The sequence below is a fragment of the Kineococcus anabasis genome (assembly GCF_054590795.1).
The window spans coordinates 337,384-360,140 of sequence record NZ_BAAIHU010000009.1; the positions used below are offsets into that span (position 1 = coordinate 337,384).

24 protein-coding genes and 4 tRNA genes are annotated in these 22,757 nt (G+C 74.4%); 10 read left to right on the forward strand and 18 right to left on the reverse strand.

Annotation, left to right across the window (positions count from 1 at the left end; translation table 11 throughout):
* Positions 1-20 precede the first annotated feature (20 nt).
* The 5 genes from rplA to ACYQBY_RS16115 all read right to left on the reverse strand — a co-directional run bounded on the left by rplA (position 21) and on the right by ACYQBY_RS16115 (position 2,777).
* A complete protein-coding gene (gene rplA, locus ACYQBY_RS16095; RefSeq protein WP_459644886.1) occupies positions 21-737 on the reverse strand; it encodes a 50S ribosomal protein L1 in 717 nt (238 codons plus the stop codon).
* A 95-nt stretch (positions 738-832) separates the two neighbouring features.
* On the reverse strand, positions 833-1,264 hold the full coding sequence (rplK, locus tag ACYQBY_RS16100) for a 50S ribosomal protein L11 (protein WP_459644887.1): 432 nt from the start codon (positions 1,262-1,264) through the stop codon (positions 833-835).
* 133 nt (positions 1,265-1,397) lie between these two features.
* The gene (nusG, locus tag ACYQBY_RS16105; protein WP_459645108.1) at positions 1,398-2,201 is read right to left on the reverse strand and encodes a transcription termination/antitermination protein NusG; all 804 of its coding nucleotides are present in this window, start codon (positions 2,199-2,201) and stop codon (positions 1,398-1,400) included.
* 217 nt (positions 2,202-2,418) lie between these two features.
* Positions 2,419-2,655, reverse strand: coding sequence for a preprotein translocase subunit SecE (gene secE, locus ACYQBY_RS16110; RefSeq protein WP_459644888.1), 237 nt, complete (start codon positions 2,653-2,655; stop codon positions 2,419-2,421).
* Positions 2,656-2,704: 49 nt separating this feature from the next.
* Positions 2,705-2,777 (reverse strand) — tRNA-Trp (locus ACYQBY_RS16115).
* 159 nt (positions 2,778-2,936) lie between these two features.
* On the opposite strand from ACYQBY_RS16115, the gene ACYQBY_RS16120 reads away from it, so the two are divergent.
* The 4 genes from ACYQBY_RS16120 (at position 2,937) to ACYQBY_RS16135 (ending at position 7,229) form a co-directional block, all read left to right on the forward strand.
* A complete protein-coding gene (locus ACYQBY_RS16120; RefSeq protein WP_459644889.1) occupies positions 2,937-4,169 on the forward strand; it encodes a pyridoxal phosphate-dependent aminotransferase in 1,233 nt (410 codons plus the stop codon).
* A gap of 7 nt (positions 4,170-4,176) precedes the next feature.
* Positions 4,177-5,472, forward strand: coding sequence for a sensor histidine kinase (locus ACYQBY_RS16125; protein ID WP_459644890.1), 1,296 nt, complete (start codon positions 4,177-4,179; stop codon positions 5,470-5,472).
* Positions 5,469-6,098, forward strand: a complete 630-nt coding sequence (locus ACYQBY_RS16130; RefSeq protein WP_459644891.1) for a response regulator transcription factor — start codon at positions 5,469-5,471, stop codon at positions 6,096-6,098. The genes ACYQBY_RS16125 and ACYQBY_RS16130 overlap by 4 nt, the downstream gene beginning before the upstream one ends.
* 138 nt (positions 6,099-6,236) lie before the next feature.
* Positions 6,237-7,229, forward strand: a complete 993-nt coding sequence (locus tag ACYQBY_RS16135; protein ID WP_459645109.1) for an adenosine deaminase — start codon at positions 6,237-6,239, stop codon at positions 7,227-7,229.
* Here ACYQBY_RS16135 and ACYQBY_RS16140 read toward each other — a convergent pair.
* From ACYQBY_RS16140 to ACYQBY_RS16170, 7 genes are all read right to left on the reverse strand, one after another.
* On the reverse strand, positions 7,123-8,286 hold the full coding sequence (locus tag ACYQBY_RS16140; RefSeq protein WP_459644892.1) for a UDP-N-acetylmuramate dehydrogenase: 1,164 nt from the start codon (positions 8,284-8,286) through the stop codon (positions 7,123-7,125). The two genes, ACYQBY_RS16135 and ACYQBY_RS16140, sit on opposite strands and share 107 nt — an antisense overlap.
* Before the next feature lie 38 nt (positions 8,287-8,324).
* Complete coding sequence (locus tag ACYQBY_RS16145; RefSeq protein WP_459644893.1) at positions 8,325-8,783, reverse strand: MaoC family dehydratase; 459 nt, start codon at positions 8,781-8,783, stop codon at positions 8,325-8,327.
* Positions 8,784-8,875: 92 nt separating this feature from the next.
* Positions 8,876-9,334 carry an FAS1-like dehydratase domain-containing protein gene (locus ACYQBY_RS16150; RefSeq protein ID WP_459644894.1) on the reverse strand — a complete coding sequence of 153 codons (459 nt, stop codon included), beginning with the start codon at positions 9,332-9,334 and terminating at the stop codon, positions 8,876-8,878.
* Positions 9,335-9,360: 26 nt separating this feature from the next.
* The gene (rpmG, locus tag ACYQBY_RS16155; RefSeq protein ID WP_459644895.1) at positions 9,361-9,531 is read right to left on the reverse strand and encodes a 50S ribosomal protein L33; all 171 of its coding nucleotides are present in this window, start codon (positions 9,529-9,531) and stop codon (positions 9,361-9,363) included.
* 111 nt (positions 9,532-9,642) lie between these two features.
* A tRNA-Met gene (locus ACYQBY_RS16160) sits at positions 9,643-9,718 on the reverse strand.
* A 34-nt stretch (positions 9,719-9,752) separates the two neighbouring features.
* Positions 9,753-9,824 (reverse strand) — tRNA-Thr (locus ACYQBY_RS16165).
* 105 nt (positions 9,825-9,929) lie between these two features.
* A tRNA-Tyr gene (locus tag ACYQBY_RS16170) sits at positions 9,930-10,012 on the reverse strand.
* A gap of 160 nt (positions 10,013-10,172) precedes the next feature.
* Between ACYQBY_RS16170 and ACYQBY_RS16175 the strand changes: the two genes are divergently transcribed.
* The 3 genes from ACYQBY_RS16175 to ACYQBY_RS16185 are packed head-to-tail and all read left to right on the forward strand — an operon-like array spanning position 10,173 to position 12,420.
* A complete protein-coding gene (locus ACYQBY_RS16175; RefSeq protein WP_459644896.1) occupies positions 10,173-10,664 on the forward strand; it encodes a YajQ family cyclic di-GMP-binding protein in 492 nt (163 codons plus the stop codon).
* Entirely contained in the window at positions 10,661-11,623 is a 963-nt protein-coding gene (locus tag ACYQBY_RS16180) for an alpha/beta hydrolase family protein (RefSeq protein ID WP_459644897.1), read from the forward strand. Before ACYQBY_RS16175 ends, ACYQBY_RS16180 begins: the two co-directional genes overlap by 4 nt.
* Positions 11,620-12,420, forward strand: coding sequence for an alpha/beta hydrolase family protein (locus ACYQBY_RS16185; protein WP_459644898.1), 801 nt, complete (start codon positions 11,620-11,622; stop codon positions 12,418-12,420). Before ACYQBY_RS16180 ends, ACYQBY_RS16185 begins: the two co-directional genes overlap by 4 nt.
* Before the next feature lie 10 nt (positions 12,421-12,430).
* Here the strand turns inward: ACYQBY_RS16185 and ACYQBY_RS16190 are convergent, their stop codons facing one another.
* Together ACYQBY_RS16190 and htpX are read right to left on the reverse strand one after the other, a co-directional pair.
* Positions 12,431-14,224: a glycoside hydrolase family 15 protein gene (locus tag ACYQBY_RS16190; protein ID WP_459644899.1), complete on the reverse strand. Its 1,794-nt coding sequence runs from the start codon at positions 14,222-14,224 to the stop codon at positions 12,431-12,433.
* Between the two features lie 116 nt (positions 14,225-14,340).
* The gene (gene htpX, locus ACYQBY_RS16195) at positions 14,341-15,219 is read right to left on the reverse strand and encodes a zinc metalloprotease HtpX (RefSeq protein WP_459644900.1); all 879 of its coding nucleotides are present in this window, start codon (positions 15,217-15,219) and stop codon (positions 14,341-14,343) included.
* Positions 15,220-15,480: 261 nt separating this feature from the next.
* Between htpX and ACYQBY_RS16200 the strand changes: the two genes are divergently transcribed.
* The 3 genes from ACYQBY_RS16200 to rarD are packed head-to-tail and all read left to right on the forward strand — an operon-like array spanning position 15,481 to position 19,495.
* On the forward strand, positions 15,481-17,418 hold the full coding sequence (locus ACYQBY_RS16200; protein WP_459644901.1) for a 2-oxoacid:acceptor oxidoreductase subunit alpha: 1,938 nt from the start codon (positions 15,481-15,483) through the stop codon (positions 17,416-17,418).
* Positions 17,415-18,506, forward strand: a complete 1,092-nt coding sequence (locus tag ACYQBY_RS16205; protein ID WP_459644902.1) for a 2-oxoacid:ferredoxin oxidoreductase subunit beta — start codon at positions 17,415-17,417, stop codon at positions 18,504-18,506. Before ACYQBY_RS16200 ends, ACYQBY_RS16205 begins: the two co-directional genes overlap by 4 nt.
* The gene (gene rarD / locus ACYQBY_RS16210; protein WP_459644903.1) at positions 18,503-19,495 is read left to right on the forward strand and encodes an EamA family transporter RarD; all 993 of its coding nucleotides are present in this window, start codon (positions 18,503-18,505) and stop codon (positions 19,493-19,495) included. The genes ACYQBY_RS16205 and rarD overlap by 4 nt, the downstream gene beginning before the upstream one ends.
* 88 nt (positions 19,496-19,583) lie before the next feature.
* Here rarD and ACYQBY_RS16215 read toward each other — a convergent pair whose 3' ends face one another.
* From ACYQBY_RS16215 to ACYQBY_RS16230, 4 genes are all read right to left on the reverse strand, one after another.
* The gene (locus ACYQBY_RS16215; protein WP_459644904.1) at positions 19,584-20,324 is read right to left on the reverse strand and encodes an anti-sigma factor family protein; all 741 of its coding nucleotides are present in this window, start codon (positions 20,322-20,324) and stop codon (positions 19,584-19,586) included.
* Positions 20,321-20,935: a sigma-70 family RNA polymerase sigma factor gene (locus tag ACYQBY_RS16220; protein ID WP_459644905.1), complete on the reverse strand. Its 615-nt coding sequence runs from the start codon at positions 20,933-20,935 to the stop codon at positions 20,321-20,323. The genes ACYQBY_RS16215 and ACYQBY_RS16220 overlap by 4 nt, the downstream gene beginning before the upstream one ends.
* Before the next feature lie 71 nt (positions 20,936-21,006).
* A complete protein-coding gene (locus tag ACYQBY_RS16225; protein ID WP_459644906.1) occupies positions 21,007-21,870 on the reverse strand; it encodes a DUF4394 domain-containing protein in 864 nt (287 codons plus the stop codon).
* Between the two features lie 234 nt (positions 21,871-22,104).
* The gene (locus ACYQBY_RS16230) at positions 22,105-22,680 is read right to left on the reverse strand and encodes a DinB family protein (protein WP_459644907.1); all 576 of its coding nucleotides are present in this window, start codon (positions 22,678-22,680) and stop codon (positions 22,105-22,107) included.
* Positions 22,681-22,757 lie beyond the last annotated feature (77 nt).

Below are 22,757 nucleotides of genomic sequence, written 5' to 3' on the forward strand. Positions count from 1 at the left end.
CCCCCCGTGCCCAGCCCCGGTCAGACCGCGGCGGACTCCTCGGTTACGTTGCGCGTGACGGTCGGGTCGACCGGGATGCCCGGGCCCATCGTCGTCGCCACGGTGGCCTTGCGCAGGTACCGGCCCTTGGCCGCGGACGGCTTCAGGCGCAGCACCTCGTCGAGGGCGGCGGCGTAGTTCTCCACGAGCTGCTGCTCGGTGAAGGACGCCTTGCCGATGATGAAGTGCAGGTTCGCGTGCTTGTCGGTGCGGAACTCGATCTTCCCGCCCTTGATCTCGTTGACGGCCTTGGCGACGTCCATGGTCACCGTGCCGGTCTTCGGGTTCGGCATCAGGCCGCGGGGGCCCAGCACCTTGCCCAGACGACCGACCTTGCCCATGAGGTCCGGGGTGGCCACGGCGGCGTCGAAGTCGAGGCGGCCCTTGGCGACCTCGTCGATCAGCTCGTCGCCGCCGACGATGTCCGCCCCGGCGGCCTCGGCCTGGGCGGCGCGCTCACCCACGGCGAAGACGAGCACGCGGGCCGTCTTGCCGGTGCCGTGCGGCAGGTTCACGGTGCCGCGGACCATCTGGTCCGCCTTGCGGGGGTCGACCCCGAGGCGGAAGGCCACCTCGACCGTCGCGTCGTACTTGGTGACCGAGGTCTCCCGTGCCAGGCGGACGGCCTGCAGGGGCGCGTACAGCGCCTCGCTGTCGATCTTCTCCGCTGCGGCGCGGTATGCCTTGCTGCGCTTCACTTCTGCTCCTGGTGGGGTGGGAGTCGTGGTCCTGCGGGCCGCGCACGGCCCTGCCACCGGACCCGCGGGTCGCGGGCCCGTCCGGTGCCGGGGGCTCAGCCCTCGACGGTGATGCCCATGGAACGGGCGGTGCCGGCGATGATCTTCGCCGCCTGCTCGATGTCGATCGCGTTCAGGTCGCTCATCTTCGTCTCGGCGATCTCGCGCACCTGGGCGCCGGTGAGCTTGCCGACCTTCGTGGTGTGCGGGACGCCCGAGCCCTTGTCCACGCCCGCGGCCTTCTTGATGAGCTCGGAGGCCGGCGGGGTCTTCGTGATGAAGGTGAAGGAGCGGTCCTCCCGGACCGTGATCTCGACGGGCACGATGCTGCCGCGCTGACCTTCGGTCTGGGCGTTGTACGCCTTGCAGAACTCCATGATGTTCACGCCGTGCTGACCCAGCGCGGGGCCGATCGGCGGGGCCGGCGTCGCCTGGCCGGCCTTGATCTGCAGCTTGATGATCGCTGTGATCTTCTTCTTGGGGGGCATGACGGTGTCCTTCCAGGCAGAGCGGCCCTGTCGGTGCCCGCGGGTCGGGCGACGAGGGGTTGTGGCCGCGGCAGTCGATACTACGCGGCGCAGCGCACGTCGTCGGGCGCTGCGCCGGGCACGGGGGGCCGCCTCAGATCTTGGCGACCTGGTTGAAGTTGAGCTCCACCGGCGTCTCGCGGCCGAAGAGGGAGACCAGCACCGTGAGCTTCTGGCGGTCCGCGTTGATCTCGGAGATCGTCGCGGGGAGGGTCTCGAACGCGCCCTCCATGACCGTGACCGACTCCCCGACCTCGAAGTCGACGAGCCGGACCTCGGCGGCGGCCGCCTTGGCGGCGCTCGGCTTCTCCTTGGGCTGCAGGGTCGCGGCCAGCATGGAGAAGACCTCGTCGCCCGACAGCGGCACCGGCTGGTGGGTGTTGCCCACGAAGCCCGTGACCCCGGGGGTGTGCCGCACGGCACCCCACGACTCGTCGGTCAGGTCCATGCGCACGAGGACGTAGCCGGGGATGCGCACCCGGCGGACCTGCTTGCGCTGGCCGTTCTTGACCTCGACGACCTCCTCCATGGGGACCTCCACCTGGTAGATGAAGTCCTCCATGTTCAGGCTCGTCATGCGGGTCTCGAGGTTGGCCTTGACCCGGTTCTCGTAACCCGCGTAGGAGTGGATGACGTACCAGTCACCGGGGAGGCGGCGCAGCTTGGCGCGGAACTCCGCGACCTCGTCGACGTCGTCGTCCTCGCCCGCTGCGTCCTCTGCGGCCACCTCGTCGGCGGGCACGTCGTCGCCCGCGGGCACGGCCTCGTCCTCGTCACCGACCGGCCCTGCCGCGTCCGCGAGGAGGTCCTCCACCGCGGCGTCACCGGCCACGGCGTCACCGGCCACGGCATCGTCCGCCACGGCGTCGTCGGTCACGGCCTGCGGCTCCTCGACCAGCGGCGGCTCGCCGGGGGCGTCCTCGCCGGTGCCGCCCACGGAGGCCGCCTCGGCGGCGGCCTCGGCGTCCGCCTCGAGGTCGGCGGTCACGTCCTCGGCGTCGTAGGTCTGGGCGACCGCGAAGGGGTCGTCGCTCGGCCGGGGGCGCTCGCCGGACGGAGCCCACTGCTCGGACACGGTGCTGACCTGCTTCCTTCGGGGTCGGGTGCTCGGTGCGTCAGGAACCCGAGCCGAACACGAGCAGGGTCAGCTTGCCGATGCCGTAGTCCAGTCCCAGGACGAGGAACATCATCACCAGGACGAACACGAGGACCACGCCCGTGTAGGACAGCAGCTCGCTGCGGGTGGGCCAGACGACCTTGCGCAGTTCGGCGATGACCTGACGCAGGAAGAGACCGACGCCGGGCCGGCGCCCGGACGTCTCGCGATCCGCGGTGGTCGACGTCTCGCTCAACTCGTCCTCGATCCGGCTGGTGCTCGTCGGTTCCCTCGGGTTGATCTCGCAGGGCAGGAGGGACTCGAACCCCCAACCACCGGTTTTGGAGACCGGAGCGCTACCAATTGCGCCACTGCCCTGTGCGCTTCAGCGCGCGGGAGGCGCGCGTCGGCATGGCGGCGTGGACCGCCTCGCAGGAGTGTAGGCGCATCGGCGAGGCGGCGTCGAACCCGGGTCCGGCGCCGCGCACGCCGACATCCCGGCCGGGCACCGCCCGCGCCGGGCCCACGGGTGCCACGATGGCCCCTGTGAGCCAGCAGACCGTCACCGCCCCCTCCCGCGTCTCCGCCCGTGTCGCGAGCATCGCCGAGTCGGCGACCCTCGCCGTGGACGCGAAGGCGAAGGCGCTGAAGGCCGCCGGGCGCCCCGTCATCGGCTTCGGCGCCGGCGAGCCGGACTTCCCGACCCCGCAGGCGATCGTCGAGGCCGCGGTCGCCGCCTGCACCGACCCGGCCAACCACCGCTACACCCCGGCCGCCGGCCTGCCCGCCCTGCGCGCCGCCGTGGCCGACAAGACCCTGCGCGACTCCGGCCTCGCGGTGCGCCCCGAGCAGGTCCTCGTCACCAACGGCGGCAAGCAGGCCGTCTACCAGGCGTTCGCGTCCCTGCTCGACCCGGGCGACGAGGTGATCGTGCCGAGCCCGTACTGGACCACCTACCCCGAGGCGATCCGCCTGGCCGGCGGCGTGCCCGTCGAGGTCTTCGCCGGCGAGGAGGCCGGCTACCGCGTGGACGTGGCGCAGCTGGAGCGGGCGCGCACCCCGCGCACGAAGGTGCTGCTCTTCAACTCCCCCTCCAACCCCACCGGCGCCGTCTACCCCCCCGAGCAGGTCCGCGCGATCGGCCGCTGGGCCCACGAGCACGGCCTGTGGGTCGTCACCGACGAGATCTACGAGCACCTCACCTACGACGGCGTCCGCGCCGCGTCGATGCCCGTGGAGGTCCCCGAGCTGGCCGACACCTGCGTGGTCCTCAATGGCGTGGCCAAGACCTACGCGATGACGGGCTGGCGCGTGGGCTGGATGGTCGGCCCCGTGGACGTCGTCAAGGCCGCCACGAACCTGCAGTCGCACCTGTCCTCCAACGTCGCCAACGTCTCCCAGCAGGCTGCCCTCGTGGCGCTGCGGGGGGACCTGCAGGCCGTGGACGCCATGCGCGAGGCCTTCGACCGCCGCCGCCGCACGATGGTGCGGATGCTCAACGAGATCGACGGCGTGGAGTGCCCCACCCCCGAGGGGGCCTTCTACGCCTACGCCAGCGTCAAGGGCCTGCTCGGGCGCACCCTGCGGGGCAGGCGCATCACCTCCTCCGCCGACCTCGCCGCGATCGCGCTGGACGAGGCGGAGGTCGCCGTCGTGCCCGGTGAGGCGTTCGGGCCCAGCGGGTACGTGCGCCTGTCCTACGCCCTGGGCGACGACGACCTCGCCGAGGGGGTCGGGCGCCTGCAGCGGCTCCTCGCCGAGGCGGGGTGAGCCCGCGGTGAGCCCCGGCGGGAGCGGGGAGCCGCCCCACCCCCGCGGCCGGGAGAGCGGCGCGCCGGCGGCGGACGGGCGTGCGGGCGAGCACGACCGCTCGTCCGTGTGGATCACCACGGCCGTCGGCTGGCACGTCGTCTTCGCCGGGATGCTGGCCATCGCCGCCGCGGCCCTGGCCGTCCGCGGGGACACCGCCGCCGGGCCCTGGCTCGTCCTCGCCGCCCTGGCGGCGGCCTACGCGGTGCTCGGCGTCCCCGCCACCGGCCGCGAGGACACCTGGCGGGCGCGGGCGTACCTCGCCGCGCTCGCGGTGGGCACCGGAGCGCTGCTCGCGCTGCGCCCCGAGCTGGACTTCTTCCTCTTCATCGCCTTCCCGCAGGCGTGGTTCTTCACGCGCGACCGCCGCGACGGCGCTCTGTGGACGGTGCTGCTGGCCACCTGCGCGAGCGCCGGGATGGTCATCGGTCACGGCCCCGGCTCGCTGCGCGAGGTGGCGGTCAGCCTCGGGGTCAGCGTGCTGTTCAGCCTGGTCCTCGGCCTCTGGATCACCTCGATCATCGAGCAGAGCCGGAAGCGCAGCGAGCTCATCGCCGAGCTGGAGGCCACCCGGGAGCAACTGGGCCGCGCCCACCACGACGCCGGGGTCGCCGCCGAGCGCGAGCGCTTCGCCCGGGAGGTCCACGACACCCTCGCCCAGAGCTTCACCAGCATCGTGCTGCTGGCGCAGACGGCCTCGGCGCTGGCACGCACCCCCGGCGCCGACCCGGCCCGCGCGCTGGAGCGCATCGCCGAGCGCATCGACCTGGTCGAGAGCACCGCCCGGGACGGGCTCGCCGAGGCGCGCACCGTCGTCGCCGCCACCACCCCCGTCGACCTGGCGGACGCCACCCTCGCCGAGGCGCTGCAGAGCCTCGCGCAGCGGGTCGGCCGCGAGTCCGGCGTCGACGTGCGGGTGGAGCTGTCCGCCGGCGCCGCGCTGACCAGGGCGCAGGAGGTGGTGCTGCTGCGCGCGGCGCAGGAGGCGCTGGGCAACGTGCGCCGGCACGCCGCCGCCACGACCGCACGGCTGCGCCTGTCCACGGCGGAGGGCTCCACGACCCTGGAGGTCGCCGACGACGGGGTCGGCTTCGCCGTGGACACGACCGCGGCGCGGGCTCCCGGTTCCACGGGCGGCTACGGGCTGTCCGGCATGGTCGGGCGCGTGGCCGACGCCGGCGGCAGCACCCGGGTCGACTCCGCCCCGGGCCGCGGCACCCGCATCACGGTCACCGTGCCCACCGGCGCCGGGGGGCAGTCGTGATCCGCGTCCTCGTGGTGGACGACCACCCCGTCGTGCGCACCGGCCTGGAGGGGATGCTCGAGGTCGAGACCGACATCGAGGTGGTCGGCACCGCTGCGGACGGCGCCGAGGCGCTCGAGAAGGTCGCCGCGCTGTCCCCCGACGTGGTGCTCATGGACCTGCGCATGCCGGTCCTGGACGGCGCCGGCGCCACCGAGCGCATCCGGGCCCGCCACCCCGGGACGCACGTGCTCGTGCTCACCACCTACGACACCGACGCCGACATCGTGCGGGCCGTGGGCGCCGGCGCCGGCGGCTACCTGCTCAAGGACACCCCGCACGCCCAGCTCGTGGAGTCGGTGCGCGCCGCCGCCCGGGGTGGGACCGTGCTGGCGCCCGGGGTCGCCGCCCGGCTCGTCGCCCGCAGGCGCAGCGCGCCCGTGGAGGCGCCGACCCCGCGCGAGCTGCAGGTGCTGGCACTGGTGGCCCGGGGCTGCACCAACGCCGAGATCGGCCGCGCGCTGTTCATCGGGGAGGCCACGGTCAAGACGCACCTGCTGCGGACCTTCGCCAAGCTCGGCGTCGACGACCGCACCCGCGCCGTCACCGTCGCGATGGAACTGGGTCTGCTGCCGCCGCCGGCATGAGGTCGCACCGCTCCCGCTGGCAGACTCCAGAACGTGACGCACAGCACGCACGGTGACGGAGCACGCGGCGAGCGCCCCGGACCGCGCAGCGTGGAGACCCTGCCGAAGGCGCACCTGCACCTGCACTTCACCGGCTCGATGCGCCCGTCCACCCTGCTGGACCTGGCCGAGCGCAACGGGGTGCGCCTGCCCTCGGCGCTGCGCAGCGCGCAGATGGTGAGCCTGTCCGCCGACGAGCGGGGCTGGTTCCGCTTCCAGCGCCTCTACGACGCCGCCCGCAACTGCGTGCGCACGCCGGAGGACATGCAGCGGCTGGTGCTGGAGGCCGCCGCGGACGACGCCGCGGAGGGCTCGCGCTGGCTGGAGCTGCAGGTCGACCCGACCTCCTACGCCGTGCACGTCGGCGGCATCACGCCCGCGCTGGAGATCGTGCTCGACGCCGCGCGCAGCGCCTCGGCCGTCACGGGCACCGAGGTCGCGGTCGTGGTGGCCGCCAGCCGCATCCGGCACCCGCTGGACGCCCGGGCGCTGGCGCGGCTCGCGGCGCGCTACGCCGGTGAGGGGGCGGGGGCGGTCGTCGGCTTCGGGCTCTCCAACGACGAGCGGCGCGGCAGCACCGAGGACTTCGCACCCGCCTTCGACATCGCCCGCCGCGCCGGCCTGGCGTCCCTGCCGCACAGCGGGGAGCTGCTCGGGCCGGAGCACGTGCGGCGGACGCTCGCCACGCTGCGGCCGGACCGGCTCGGGCACGGGGTGCGCAGCAGCGAGGACCCGGGGCTGCTCGCCGCCGTCGTCGACGCCGGGGTGGCGCTGGAGGTGTGCCCGGCGAGCAACGTCTCCCTCGGGGTCTACCCGGAGCTGGGGGACGTGCCGCTGCGCAGGCTCGTGGCAGCCGGCGCGCAGGTGGCGCTCGGGGCGGACGACCCGCTGCTGTTCGGGCCGCGGCTGGCCGCGCAGTACCGCAGCGCGCGGGAGGACCACGGGTTCGACGACGGGGCGCTGGCCTCCCTGGCGCGCTCCTCGATCACGGCCTCGCGGGCACCGCAGGCGACGAAGCGGCGCCTGCTGGCCGAGGTGGACGACTGGCTGGGTGCCCCTCCAGCGAGCAGCCCACCAGCACCGGCTCGTTGACGAGCCGGACGCCGAAGCGCTCCTGCACCCCGTCGGCCACCTGCCGCGCCAGCGCCAGCAGGTCCGCCGCCCCGGCGCCGCCGCGGTTGGTCAGGGCCAGGGTGTGCTTCGTCGACAGCGCCGCGGGGCCGGGCAGCCCGTGCCCCCTGCCGAAGCCCGCGTGGTCGATCAGCCACGCGGCGCTCGTCTTCACCAGGCCGTCCCCGGCGTCGAAGCGCGGCGCGCCCTCGGGCAGCAGGCCGGCCTCGGCGGCGGGCAGCACCGGGTTGGTGAAGAAGGACCCGGCGCTCCAGGTGTCGGGGTCGTCCTCGCGCAGCACCATGCCCTTGCGCCCGCGCAGCCGCAGCACCGCCTCGCGGACCTCGGCCAGCGGCACCCGGCCGCCGACGTCGACCCCGAGCTCGCGGGCCAGCTCCGGGTACGCCACGGGCGCCGAGAGGGTGCCCGGCTTCAGCTGGAAGGTGACGTCGAGCACGACGTAGCGGCTCTCGGCGTGCCCGCCGGCCGGCGCGGTGCGGGTCCGCTTCAGCAGCGACGTGCGGTAGCCGAACCGCAGGTCGGCCGAGGCCAGGGTGCGCACCCGGGCGTCGAGGCGGTCGTAGACGCGCACGGAGGCGGTGGTCTGGGAGACCTCCTGCCCGTACGCCCCGACGTTCTGCACGGGGGTGGCCCCCACGGTGCCGGGGATGCCGGAGAGGGCCTCCAGGCCGGTGAGGTCGCGCTCGACGGCGAGGGCGACCAGCCCGTCCCAGGACTCCCCCGCGGCGGCGGTGACCACCGCCCCGCCGCACAGGTCCTCGGAGTCGACGTGGACGCCGCGGGTGGCGATGCGCACGACCGTCCCGTCGAAGCCGGCGTCGGCGACGAGGACGTTGGAGCCGCCGGCGAGCAGCAGCAGGGGCTCGCCGGCCTCGTCGGCGGCGCGCACGGCCGCGACGAGCCCGGTCTCGGTCGTGGCCTCGACGAGGCGCCGCGCCGGCCCGCCCACCCGGAAGGTGGTCAGGGGCGCCAGCGGGACGTCGGTGCGGGCGGCCGGGACGGTGGTGGGGACGGGCACGGGGTGACCCTAACCGCGCCCGGGGAGGGGCGGCCCGCTCAGGGGAGCCGGACGACGGCCCGGGCGCGCCCGAGGACCTTGGCGCCGGCGCTGGTGACGGTGAGGTCGACCCGCACGGTGCGGGCCTGCTCGTCGCGCTCGGCCACGACGCCCCCGACCTCCACCACGGCCCCCTGCCCGTGGTCGACGACGACCGGGCTGGTGAAGCGGGTGGTGTAGGAGACGACGGCGCCGGGGTCCTGCGCCCAGTCGGTGACGAGCTGCCCGGCGAGGGCCATCGTGAACATGCCGTGGGCGATGACGTCGGGCAGGCCGACGGAGCGCGCGAAGCGCTCGTCCCAGTGGATGGGGTTGCGGTCGCCGCTGACACCGGCGTAGCGCACGAGGTCGGCGCGGGTGACCCGCACCTCGCGCGCGGGCAGCGCGTGGCCGACCTCGACGTCGGTGAAGCGGGGGCGGGCGGCGCCGTCGGGTGCCGTCGTCTCAGCGGTGCTCATGCGGTGTCCTCGTCACTCCTGGGCGGCGGGTGCGCCACCGTGCCGCACCCGCTGGCAGGAGCCCGCGGGAGCCGGGCCGGTGGGCGCGCGGGTCAGCCGTCGGCGCGGACGACCAGCATGGACACGACGGTGCTGACGGGCTCGCCGTCGACGGTGCTGATCTCGTTGCGGGTGGTCACCATGGCGTTGCCGCGGACCACGCGCACGGAGTCGACGTGGAGGACGGCGACGAGGCTGTCGCCGGCGACGATGGGCCGGTGGTGGGTGAAGGACTGCTCGCCGTGCACGACCCGGGAGTAGTCGATGCCCGCGGCCGGGTCGGTGACGAACTGCCGGTCGGCCAGCTGGGCGACCTTCACCGCGTACGTCGGGGGTGCCACCACGTCGGCGTAGCCGAGGGCACGGGCCGCGACCACGTCGGAGTGCGCGGGCTGGCTCGCACCGACGGTCTCGGCGAACTCGCGCAGCTCCTCACGGCCGACCTCGTAGGGCCGGGTGGCGGGGTAGCTGCGCCCGGCGAAGGAGGCGTCGATGCCGGTGGGCGCGCTCACGACGCCGTCCTCCGCCGCGGGCGTCGTCAGCGGGTCTCGCGGTGCGCGCGGTGGGTGTTGCAGTTGGGGCAGTACTTCTTCAGGTCCAGGCGGTCGGGGTCGTTGCGCCGGTTCTTCTTGGTGATGTAGTTCCGGTGCTTGCACTCCGTGCACGCGAGGGTGATCTTGGGGCGGACGTCCTGGCTCTTCGCGGCCACGGCTGGTGCCTTCTCTCAGCTGGTCGGTCTGACGGGTGGCGCCGGTCGGCGCCAAAACCCCCAGGGTACGGGACGCACCCCCCACGGGACGCTCCCCCGAAGGGGCCGCCCTGGTAGCGGAGGCCGGACTTGAACCGACGACACAGCGATTATGAGCCGCTTGCTCTACCAACTGAGCTACTCCGCCGCACACCGCACCGGCCGGGCCGGTCGGTGCAGAGAGCCCCGATCGAGGATTGAACTCGAGACCTCTTCCTTACCAAGGAAGTGCTCTACCACTGAGCTATCGGGGCGGTGCGTCATCGAGAGTACACGCTCGGCGGGAGTGGCTCCCACCCAGGCGGGCACGCGTGACGCGCAGGATCCCGGCGCCGTCTCCGGCACCGGGACCCTCAGCGTGGCGGGTGAAGGATTCGAACCTCCGTAGTCTTACGACGACTGATTTACAGTCAGCTCCCATTGGCCGCTCGGGCAACCCGCCGTGCACACCGCCACACCCCTGGGGTGCCGCGGACGCAGGTGACACGATAGCAAGGAGGCCGGGGGCCGCGTGCACAGCACCCGCGCGCCCCGGCACGTCGTCCCACCCGGTGCCCGGCACCGGCGCCCAGCAGTCGCCCCACCAGTGCGGAGGAACCCCCGTGGCCAGCGAGTCGTCGTTCGACGTCGTGAGCAAGGTCGACCGGCAGGAGGTCGACAACGCCCTGAACCAGGCGGCCAAGGAGATCTCCCAGCGCTACGACTTCAAGGGCACCGACGCGGAGATCCGCTGGAGCGGGGAGACGATCCTCATGCGGGCCACCTCCGAGGACCGCGTCAACGCCGTCCTCGACGTGTTCCAGACCAAGCTGGTCAAGCGCGGCATCTCCCTCAAGGCCCTCGACTCCGGCGAGCCGCGCCAGTCCGGCAAGGAGTACCGGATCGACGCCACCCTGAAGGAGGGCCTCAGCCAGGAGCTGGCCAAGAAGATCGGCAAGATCGTCCGCGACGAGGGACCCAAGGGCGTGAAGACCCAGGTCACCGGCGAGGAGATGCGCGTCAGCTCCAAGAACCGCGACGACCTGCAGCAGGTCATCGCCCTGCTCAAGGGCGCCGACCTCGACGCCGCCCTGCAGTTCGTCAACTACCGGTGAGCCCCCACCCGGTGCGCCGCGTGGTCCTGCGCGCGCTGGTGGGCGCCGGGACGCTCGCCGGGATCGGCGCCTGCGGCGGTGAGCCCACCACGCCGGCGACCACCCCGCCCCCCGCCCCCGCCACCTCCTCGGGCAGCCCCACCCGCACCCCCGGCACCCCCACCGTCCCCGAGGGCCTGGACGCCTCCCAGCGCAGCGCCTACCCGTACGGGGAGCACCCGCGGCAGGTGTCGGACCTGTGGCTGCCCGGCGAGGGGACCGAGCGGCGCCCCGGGGTCGTGGTCGTCGTCCACGGCGGGGGGTGGGGGCCGGTCGCGGACCGCAGCGAGACCGACGCCCTCGTCGCGGACCTCGTCGGCCGCGGCCACGCCGTGCTCAACGTGGACTACCGCGGTGTCGGGGACGGCGGTGGCTGGACCGGCACCTTCACCGACGTGGCGGCGGCCGTGGACGTGCTGGCCGGCGCGGCCGCCGAGCACGGCCTGGACGCGGCACGCAGCGTGATCGTCGGCCACTCCGCGGGCGGGCACCTCGCCGTCTGGGCAGCGGCGCGGCACCGGCTGCCCGCGGGGGCGCCCGGGGCCTCCCCCGCGGTGCGCCCGATCGCCGCGGCGTCCCTGGCGGGGGTGCTGCACCCCTCGCTGCTGGCCGACCCGCAGACCGGCGACCCCAACGTCACGAAGTTCTTCGGGGGCACCACCGCGGAGGTCCCCGACCGCTACGCCGCCGGGGACCCGACGAACCTGCTGCCCCTGGGCATCCCGCTGCTGGCGGTGCACGGCACGGACGACGACGTCGTGCCACCGGCCCAGGCGGACAGCTTCACCGAGGCCGCCCGCGCCGCCGGGGACGACGTGCGGCAGGAGGAGGTGCCGGGCGAGGGGCACGGGACCCCGCTGTTCCCTTCCTCGCGCATGTGGGAGCTGACCCGCGCCTGGCTGCAGGAGCGGCTGGGGTGAGCCCGGCGGTGCACCGGCACCGCTACGGTCCCCACCCCGCGCAGGTCGCGGACCTGCACGTGCCGGCGGGCGGGCACCGCGAGAGCGCCGTCGTGCTCGTGCACGGGGGGTTCTGGAAGGCCGGCTGGGACCGCTCGCTGGAGGACCTGCTCGTGCGGGACCTGCTGGCGGCCGGCCGGCCGGTGTGGAACGTGGACTACCGGGCCGCGGACGACGAGGGCGGCGGCTGGCCGGGCACGCTGGCCGACGTCGCCGCGGCCGTGGACGCCCTGGCGGGGGTGGCGCCCGCGCACGGTGTGCGGCCGGTGCGCACCGCGCTCGTCGGGCACTCGGCGGGAGGCCACCTGGCGCTGTGGGCGGCGGCCCGGCACCGGCTGCCCGCCGGGGCACCGGGCGCGGGTCCGGCGCTGCGCCCCGCCCTGGTGGTGGCGCAGGCGGCGGTGGCGGACCTGCAGGCCGCGGACGCGCTGCGCCTGGGTGCCGAGGCCGGCAGGCCCGGCTTCGCCGGCGGGGCGGTGGCGGCCCTGCTGGGCGGGCACGCGCCGCAGGTGCCGGAGCGCTACCTGCTCGCCGACCCGGTGCGGCTGGTGCCGCTGGGCGTGCCGCTGCTGGCGGTCACGGGTGCCGCGGACGACGTGGTCCCGGCCGAGCAGTCCCGCCGCCTGGCGCAGGCGGCCGCCGCGGCCGGTGACGAGGTCCGGCTCGAGGTCGTCGACGGGGAGGACCACACGGCCCACCTCGACCCGTCCTCGCGGGTGTGGCGCACGGCTGCGGCGTTCCTGCGGGAGCGGCTGTGAGCCCTGCGCCTCAGCGTCCCAGCGCCCGGTCGAGGTTGAGCGCGGCGCTGATGAGCGCCAGGTGCGTGAAGGCTTGCGGGAAGTTGCCCAGCGCCTCCCCCGAGGGGCCGATCTCCTCGGCGTAGAGGCCGACGTGGTTGGCGTAGGTGAGCATCTTGTCGAACACCAGCCGCGCCTCGGAGAGCCGGCCCGCGGCGGTCAGGGCGTCCACGTACCAGAACGAGCACAGGTTGAACGTGCCCTCGTCGCCGGCCAGGCCGTCGTGCCCCGTGCGGGCGTAGCGGTGGACGAGGCTGTCGGAGACCAGTTCCGCGCGGACGCGGTCCAGCGTGCTGAGGAAGCGCGGGTCGGTGGGGCCGGAGAACTTCACCAGCGGCATGCACAGCACCGAGGCGTCGAGCAGGGAGCTGCCGGGCGCCATCATGAACGCCCCCGTCCGCGGGTCCCAGCACTCCTGCTGCACGAAGCGGTACGCCTTCGCGGCGAGCTTGCGCCACTTCTGCTCGGGCGCCGGCAGCCCCCGGTCGCGGGCCAGTCGCAGCGCCCGGTCGAACGCCACCCACGTCATGAGGCCGGAGTACGTGAAGCGCTGCCGGGGGCCGCGGATCTCCCAGATGCCCTCGTCGGGCTCCTCCCAGTGCCGCGCCAGCCAGTCCAGGCGCCGGGACAGGGCGGTCCACAGGTCGTAGGAGATGGGCATCTCGCGGTTGTAGAGGTGGACGGAGTCCATGAGCTCGCCGTACACGTCGTGCTGGGTCTGCCCGATGGCGTCGTTGCCGATGCGCACGGGCCCGGAGCCGCAGTAGCCCTCCAGGTGCGTCAGCTCCACCTCGGGGATGTGGGCGCTGCCGTCCACGGCGTACATGATGTGCAGGTCACGGTCGCCGGCCACCTCCTCGCAGCGGGCCTGCACCCACGTCATGAAGGCGGTGGCCTCCTCCAGGAAGCCCAGGCTCATGAGGGCGTAGACGGTGAAGGCGGCGTCACGCAGCCACGCGTAGCGGTAGTCCCAGTTGCGGACGCCGCCCATCTCCTCGGGCAGGGACGTGGTGGGGGCGGCGACCAGCGCCCCGGTGGGCTCGTAGACGAGCAGCTTCAGCGCCAGGGCGGAGCGGTTGACCGTCTCCCGCCAGCGGCCCTGGTAGCGCGAGCCGCTCAGCCAGCGCTGCCAGAACTCGGAGGTGGCGCGGAACTGCCGGTCGGTCTCCCCGGGCGCCGGGGGGCGCACCTCCCCCTGCCAGTCCAGGACGGCGTCGACGTGCTCGCCCTCGGCGAGGTCCACGGTGGCCCGCACGCCCGCGCCCTCGTCGCTGATCCGCAGCGGCAGGCGGGTGCGCAGCACGGCGCGGCCGATCGGGGAGTCGAAGACCGCGCCGACGCCCTCGACGACCTCGGTGGTGTGCGGGACGCGGCCGTAGTCGAAGGCGGGACGGCAGTGCAGGTCGAAGGTGGCGGTGCCGCGGACGGCGGAGGCCTGCCGGACGAGGGAGCCCGCGGGCGCCCGGAACTGGCGCATCTGCGGGACCATGAAGTCCACGACCTCCCCGACGGCCTCGGGTGCGAGGAAGCGGGTCAGCAGGATGTTCGTGTCCGGCAGGTAGAGCTGCTTCTGCTGGGTGGCGCTGGGGCAGCACAGGGAGAACCAGCCGCCCTTGCCGGCGTCGAGCAGGCAGCCGAAGAGCGACGGGGCGTCGAAGCGGCCGGGGCAGTACCAGTCGACGGTCCCGTCCGTGCCGACGAGGGCGACGGTGCGCAGGTCGCCGACGACGCCGTGCTCGGCGATCGGCAGGTACGGACGGGCCACGGGGACCTCCGGCGGACGGGCGGCTCTCCCTCGAGCCTCTCGTTCCACTCTGCACCCGCAGCCACCTTCGGGTCACGCTGAGTGGCGGACGGGTCCTCCCCGAGCGCCGGCCTGCGTCAGCGGCGGTAGCCGGCCAGCGCCTCCAGGCGCGCGATGCGCTCGGCCATCGGGGGGTGGGTGGAGAACAGCCGGGCCACGCCTTGCCCGCGGAACGGGTTGGCGATCATCATGTGGCTCGCGTTGACCAGCTCGCGCTCGGGGGGCAGCGGCAGCGCGCGGGTGCCCATCTCCAGCTTGTGCAGCGCGGAGGCCAGCGCGAGGGGGTCCCCGGTCAGGCGCGCCCCGTCCTCGTCGGCGTCGTACTCGCGGGTGCGGCTGATGGCGAGCTGGATGACGGTGGCGGCCAGGGGCGCCATCAGCGACGTCAGCAGGACGGCCACCGGGTTGACCCGCTCCCCGTCGCGCCCGCCCATCGCGCCGAACAGCACCCCGAACTGGGCGAGGGACGTCACGAGCCCCGCGACGGCCGCCGCGGCGGAGGAGGTGAGGATGTCGCGGTTGTAGACGTGCATCAGCTCGTGGCCCAGCACGCCGCGCAGCTCCCGCTCGGTGAGCAGCTGCAGGATGCCCTCGGTGCAGCAGACGGCGGCGTTGGCCGGGTCGCGGCCCGTGGCGAAGGCGTTGGGCGCGGCGGTCGGGGAGACGTAGAGACGCGGCATGGGCTGGCCGGCGGCGGTGGACAGCTCCCGCACGATGCGGTGCACCACGGGCTGCTCGACCTCCGAGACGGGCCGGGCCCGCATGGCCCGCAGCGCGATCCGGTCGCTGTACCAGTAGCCGTAGACGGTGCTGAGCAGGCCGAGGGCGGCGAAGACGAGCAGCAGGGCGGGGACGCGCAGGGAGCTGGCGAGCAGGTACCCCAGCAGGAGCAGCACGCCCCAGATGGCACCGAACAGGGCTGCGGTCTTCAGGCCGTTGTGGTGCCGGTGCCCCATCGGCGCGCTCCCCCTCCTCCGCCTGCCGCGCGTGCGGTGCGTCCGCAGCGTGCCCCGGTGGGGGCACTCCCGCAACGCGCGCCGGTGCCGCGCCGTTCCGCGCCGGCCGCACCCGGGCACCCGCGGGCCCGCCCGGTCACAAGCGCCGGTTGTGCTCTCACAGGGTGAGACCCCCCTCCTCCGCGGCCCCGGCGGGGAAGGATCACCGCGCCGTCCGCCTTACAGTTGGCAGATCCCGAGCGAAGGACGGCCACAGCCCTCATGAGCGTCAAGCAGGTCCAGCGCGTCGACCGCGTCGTCATCCGCTTCGCTGGGGACTCCGGCGACGGGATGCAGCTCACCGGTGACCGCTTCACCGCGGAGACCGCCGCGCTGGGCAACGACCTGGCGACCCTGCCCAACTTCCCCGCCGAGATCCGCGCACCCGCCGGGACCGTGCTGGGCGTCTCGAGCTTCCAGCTCCACTTCGCCGACCACGACGTCATGACGCCCGGCGACCACCCCGACGTGCTCGTGGCGATGAACCCGGCGGCGCTGAGGTCCAACGTGGGCGACGTGCGGCGCGGCGGCACGCTCATCGTGGACTCCGACGAGTTCACCAAGCGCAACCTGGCCCGGGTCGGCTACGACGCGAACCCGCTGGAGGACGGCAGCCTGGAGGCGTACCAGCTCCACGCGCTGCCGCTGACCTCCCGCACGGTGGAGGCCCTGGCGGAGTTCGGCCTGAGCCGCAAGGACGCCGAGCGCAGCAAGAACATGTACGCCCTGGGCCTGGTCTCCTGGCTGTACAACCGCCCCACCGAGGGCACCGAGCGCTTCCTGCGGAGCAAGTTCGGCAAGCGCCCGCAGATCCTCGAGGCGAACCTGGCGGCCTTCCGCGCGGGCTACAACTACGGCGAGACGGTCGAGGGCTTCGCCGTCACGTACGAGATCGCCCCCGCGCCGGCGCCGACCGGCACGTACCGCAACATCACCGGCAACACCGCCACGGCGTACGGCTTCGTGGCGGCGGCGCACCGGGCGGGCCTGCCGCTGGTGCTGGGCTCCTACCCCATCACCCCGGCGTCGGACATCCTGCACACCCTCTCGACCCTCAAGCGCTTCGACGTCACGACGATCCAGGCCGAGGACGAGATCGCCGGCATCGGCGCCGCCCTGGGCGCGTCGTACGGCGGGGCGCTGGGCATCACCACGACCTCCGGGCCGGGTCTGGCGCTCAAGAGCGAGGCGATCGGCCTGGCGATCATGCTGGAGCTGCCGCTGGTGGTCGTGGACGTGCAGCGCGGCGGGCCGTCCACGGGCCTGCCCACCAAGACGGAGCAGGCGGACCTGCTGCAGGCCATGTTCGGCCGCAACGGCGAGGCCCCCCTGCCCGTCGTGGCGCCCCGCTCCCCCGCGGACTGCTTCGACGCGGCCGTGGAGGCCTCCCGGATCGCGCTGACGTACCGCACGCCGGTGATGCTGCTGTCCGACGGCTACCTGGCCAACGGCTCCGAGCCGTGGCTGCTGCCGGCGGTGGAGTCGCTGCCGGAGATGGAGGTCGAGTTCACGACCCAGCCGAACGCGACCGCCGCGGACGGCACGCCCGTCTTCCGGCCCTACCTGCGCGACCCGCAGACCCTGGCGCGCCCGTGGGCCGTGCCGGGCACCCCGGGCCTGGAGCACCGCATCGGCGGCCTGGAGAAGGCCGACGGCTCCGGGGACATCTCCTACGACCCGGACAACCACGAGAAGATGGTGCTGCTGCGGCAGGCCAAGGTGGACGGCGTCGACGTGCCGGACGTCGAGGTGGACGACCCCGGTGCCGCCACCGGCTCCCCCGCCGACGTGCTCGTGCTGGGCTGGGGCTCGACGTACGGCCCGGTCGCCGCGGCGGCCCGCTCCGTGCGCGCGGACGGCGAGCGGGTGGCCACCGCGCACCTGCGCCACCTCAACCCCTTCCCGGGCAACCTCGGGGAGGTGCTGCGCTCCTACCGGCGCGTCATCGTGCCGGAGATGAACCTGGGGCAGCTGCGGATGCTGCTGCGGGCGCGGTACCTCGTGGACGTCGTCGGCTACAACCGCGTGCGCGGTCTGCCGTTCACCTCCGCGGAGCTCGCGGAGGTCATCCACACCCACCTGGACGGGCTCGCCAAGGAGCTCGCCGACGAGACGATCGGCGACGCCGAGACCTACGACGCGACGGGAGCGGGCCGGTGAGCCCTTCGATCCCCCTGGACATCCCCACCTACCGCGGCTCCACCGAGGGCCTGCGCGACGTCCCGCACCTCGACGAGGGCGTGGCGCTGCGCAAGAAGGACTTCACGTCCGCCTCCGAGGTGCGCTGGTGCCCCGGCTGCGGTGACTACGCGATCCTCGCGGCCGTGCAGGGCTTCCTGCCGGAGCTGGGCATCCGCCGGGAGAACATCGTCTGCATCTCCGGGATCGGGTGCGCCTCGCGCTTCCCGTACTACCTGGAGTCCTACGGGATGCACTCGATCCACGGGCGCGCCCCGACGATCGCGACGGGCCTGGCGACGTCCCGCCCGGACCTGTCGGTGTGGATCGTCACCGGTGACGGGGACTCCCTGTCCATCGGCGGCAACCACCTGATCCACGCGCTGCGCCGCAACGTGAACATGACGATCCTGCTGTTCAACAACCGGATCTACGGCCTCACCAAGGGGCAGTACTCGCCCACGTCGGAGCAGGGCAAGGTCACCAAGTCCACGCCGCAGGGCAGCGTGGACGCCCCGTTCGACCCGGTGTCCCTGGCCCTGGGCGCGGAGGCCACCTTCGTGGCCCGCACGACGGACTCGGACCGCAAGGGCCTGACCGCGGTGCTGCGGGCCGCGGCCGAGCACCGCGGCGCGGCGCTGGTGGAGATCTTCCAGAACTGCCCCATCTTCAACGACGGCGCGTTCGACGTGCTCAAGGACCGCGAGCAGGCCGAGGCGCGGATCGTGCGGCTGGAGGACGGCCAGGTCGTCCGCAGCGGCGACCGCGTGGCCGTGCGCTCGGCCTCCGGGGGTGTGGAGATGGTGCCCGAGGCGGAGCTGGCCGGCCGCGAGCCGCTGGTGCACGACGTGTCCAGCCCGGACCCCTCGCAGGCGTTCGCCATCGCGCGGCTGTCCGAGCCGGGCATGGGCAGCGTGCCGATGGGCGTCTTCCGCTCGGTGTCGCGCCCGACGTACGACGACCTCGCCCGCGAGCAGGTGGCCGCGGCGCAGGCGAAGGCCGGCGGTCCCGCCACCGACGCGGACCTGGCGGCCCTGCTGGCGGGCAACGACACCTGGTCGGTGGCGTGAGGCCCGGGGGCTCCTCCGCGGAGGCGGCCCCCGGCTCCCCCCGACCCGCTGCCCGCAGCGGGTCGGCCGAGCGCACCGGCGTCCTGGCGGGCGCCGGTGCGTACGCGTTGTGGGGCGTCTTCCCCCTGTTCTTCGTGCTGCTCGCCCCGGCCGGGCCGGTGGAGGTCCTCGCCCACCGGGTGGTGTGGTCGCTCGCGGTGTGCGCGCTCGTCGTGACCCTCACGCGGCGCTGGGCGGTGCTGCTGCGGGTCCTGCGCAACCGCGCGCAGGCGGGGCTGCTGGCGGTGGCGGCGGTGTTCATCGCCGTCAACTGGGGCGTGTACATCTACGCCGTCGACGCCGGGCACGTGATCGAGGCGTCGCTGGGCTACTTCATCAACCCGCTGGTGACGGTGCTGTTCGGCGTGCTCATCCTGCGCGAGCGGCTGCGGCCCGTGCAGTGGGCCGCGGTGGGCACCGGCGCGGTGGCGGTGGCGGTGCTGGCGGTGGCGTACGGGCGCCTGCCGTGGATCGCGCTGGTGCTGGCGTTCTCCTTCGCCGTCTACGGGCTGGTGAAGAACCGCGTGGGGCGGGCCGGCGGGGGCGTGGACGCGCTGTCCAGCCTGACCGCGGAGACGCTGCTGCTGTTCGTGCCGGCCTGCGCGGCCCTCGTGCTGATCGGCGCCACGGGCGGGGCGGTCTTCGGCACGGCGGGCGCCGGGCACACCGCCCTGATGGTGGTGACGGGCGTGGTGACGGCCGTCCCGCTGTTGCTGTTCGCGGTGGCGGCGCGGCGGGTGCCGCTGACCACCATCGGGCTGCTGCAGTACTTCGCCCCGGTGCTGCAGTTCGTGTGCGGGCTGCTGCTCGGGGAGACGATGCCCGCGGCGCGCTGGGTGGGCTTCGCGCTGGTGTGGGTGGCGCTGGTGCTGCTCACCGCGGACACGCTGCGGGCGGCCCGGCGCGGGCAGCGCGCGCGGGTGCAGGTGGTCGAGCCCGTCGTGGAGTGAACCGGAACGCCCGCCGGGGGCGCTGCGGGCGACGGCGCCTGCGGCCCGGACGGCTGCGCGATCTGACGCGGCGCCGCCCCTGCCAGGCCTAGCCCCGCAGCGGCGGCAGCTCGACGTCCACCACGGGCGTGCCGGTGCTGTCGACGACCGCGAAGCCGACGGCGTCGGCCCGGAGCAGGGCCGCCTGCATGTTGCACACGATGCGCTTGTCCCCGGTGCCGAGGAACTCCCCCGCCGGCAGCGTGCGCCCGTCGCGGGCGCGCACCACGCCCCGGTAGGCGCCGCCCTGCTCGAACCCGGTGGCGACGAGCGTGACCTCCACGCCCCAGGTGTGCGGGATCAGCTCCGCCTCCAGCCCGGACAGCCCCGCGGCGGCGCTGCGCACGGTGAGCTGCTCGACGGGGACGGGCGCCTTGGGCGGCGGGGCCGCGTCCGGCTGCAGGACGAGCGCGGTGAGCACCGCCGCGGCCGCGGCGGAGGCGAGGGGGGCGAGCAGCGCGCGCACCCGGGAGCGGCGGGCGGGCACCGCGTCGCGCCTCTCCCGGCGATCGCGGAGCTCGGCCTCGCGGCGCACGGCGGCGGTGATGCGCGCGCCGAGGTCGGCGGGTGGCTGCGGCGGCGCCTCGACGGCGGCGGGGTCGGCCAGGCGCAGGTCGCCGGCGAGCTCCCGCAGGTCGGCCAGCTCCGCGCGGCAGTCCGCGCAGGTCTCCAGGTGGGCCAGGAGCGGCGGGAGGAGCTCGTCGGGCAGGCCGCCGAGGGCGTGGGCGCCGAGCTGCTCGCGCACGCCGTCGGGGTGCCCACCGGGCCGGTGGTCCTCGGGAAGCGTCACGGCTGCTGCACCCCCATCTCCCTCATCGCGGCGCGGAGCGCCTTCAGACCGTAGAAAACCCTGCTGCGCACCGTGCCCACGGGGACGCCGTACTGGTCGGCGAGCTCGGCGTACGGCCGGTCCTTGAGGTAGGTCTCGACGATGGCCGAGCGGTGCTCGTCGGAGAGGCGGCTGAGCGCCTCCTCCACGACCCAGCCCCGCACGAGGTGCTCGCTGTGGTCCTCGGCCGGCGCGGCCGCGGACTCCACCCCCGCCTCCCCGGGGAGGGTGGCCTGCCAGGGGCGGACACCGGCGGCCCGCAGGTGGTCGAGCACGGTGTGCCGGGCGATGGCGAACAACCACACCCGGACGCTGGCCCGCGAGGGGTCGTAGCGGTCGGCGGCGCGCCAGGCGCGGAGGAAGGTCTCCTGCACGACGTCCTGCGCGGCGCCGGGGTCGCGCAGGAAGCGGAGCACGAAGCGGTACAGCTCCGCGCCGTAGGCGTCGTAGGCGCGGGCGACGTCCTGCTCGTCGCGCAGCGAGGAGACGACCTCGGTGCGGGGTGCGGGGACGGCGCCGTCGCTGTGCCGGCGCGGCGGCGCGTCCGCGCCTGGCTCACCGCGCCACGTCACACGCGCCTCCCCCTGGTGTGCGGTGACGCGGACGGGCCCACCCCGAGGGGGACCCGTCCGCGCCGGCTGCGTCAGGACGTGCGCAGCTGGACCGCGATGTCGGTGACGTCCTTCGCGAGGTCCCCGGTCTTGGAGACCTTGCCCGTGAACAGGTTGACCCCGTACAGGGCGCGCTTGCCGCCGACGGAGAGGGTAGCGAACCCGTGCACGTCGACGGTGCTGCCGTCCTTGACCCGGGAGAAGATGTCGAAACCGGCGTCGCCGGTCGCGTCGACCTTCAGGCTCCCGACCGTGGACAGGGTGCCCGCGTTGGCGGGGGCCTGCAGGGCCAAGGTGTCCGTGGCGGTGTTGAGGTCGTACAGCGTGGTGCCGGTGGCGGCGTCGGTGTCGTTGTTGGTGTAGGCCGCGGCCGTCACGCCCGCGGTGGGGCCGGCGGCGGGCGGGGTGCTCAGCGGCGTGTCGGCGACGGTCGCGGCACCGGCGGTCGCGAACGGCTGGCGCAGGTTCTGGCCGGTGTCGCTGACGACGCGCAGCGCGTTGGCGGCGGGGTTGAAGTCCACGCCGAACGCGGTGCCCTGCAGCGCGACGGTCAGGCGCTGCACGAACGTGGCGGCGCCGGAGTCGGTGAGGGTGTAGATGCCGCCCTTGTCGCCGACGCCGTAGAGCTTGCCGTCCTGGACGCGGTAGTCGATGCCGACGAGGCGGGTGTCCCCACCGGTGAGGCCGGAGACCGTGCCGGTGGTGCGGAGACGCTTGGTGTCGTCGAGGTGGAAACGGACCAGCTCGGTGCCGCCGACCAGGCCGACCGCGTGCAGGCCGCGGACGCCGCTGTCCTGCGCGGAACCGCCACCGGTGGCGGAGGCGGCCGGGACCGCCCCGAAGGCGAGGGCGGCCGCGCTCGCGGTGACGGCCAGCATCTTGACGCTCTTGCGCATGAGATTCCTCTTCCCTGCTCGGCCCCGATTCCGTACCGGGGTCGGTGGTGGGTACGCGCCCGGGGACGGGCGCGTTCACCACCGACCGGAGGAAAACTCTGCGTGGCACCCTCAGAACCCTGCGTCGCCTTCTGTGAACTCCACGTGGACCGCCGGAAACTCTCCGTGGTTTCCGGGTGTCCTGCGAGGTTCCCGGGGAACCCGCCGGGTTCCGGGGAACCGGCCGCGGCGGGATCAGCCCATCGTCTTCGCCCCGTCGAGGGACTCGCGGATGATGTCGGCGTGCCCGGCGTGCTGGGTGGTCTCGGCGAGCACGTGCAGCAGGACGCGGCGCGCGGACCAGCGGGCGCCCGGCTCGAACCAGGGGGCCTCCGGCAGGGGGTGCGAGACGTCGAGGTCGGGCAGCGCGGCGACGACCTCCTCGGTGTGGCGCGCCACCTCCTCGTAGCCCGCGAGGAGCCCGGCGAGGGTCTCCCCCGGGAGCACCCGGTGTTCCTCGCCCCAGGCCTCGGCGACGGCGGGGTCGTCGAAGTCGGTCATGGAGGGCATGGCGTCCGGCCCCTCCTGGATGAAGCGGACCCACATGCGCTCCACCTCGGTGACGTGCTTGACCAGCCCGCCGACGCAGAGCTCGGAGACGGTGCTGCGCTGCGCGGCCTGGGCGTCGGTGAGGTCGCGGGCGGTGTGCCGCAGGAAGTGCCGGTGGGTGGCCAGGGCGCTCAGCAGGTCGGCGCGCTCACCGGCCGGCGCGGTGGCGGTGGTGGTGGCGGTGGTGGTGGTGCCGTCGGTGCTCTGGGTCTGGGTGCTCACGGTCTCGTCCTTCCCTCGGGGTTTCTCCGGCGAGGACGACACTACGGAGGGCAGGTGCCAGTTCCTGTCCTCAATGG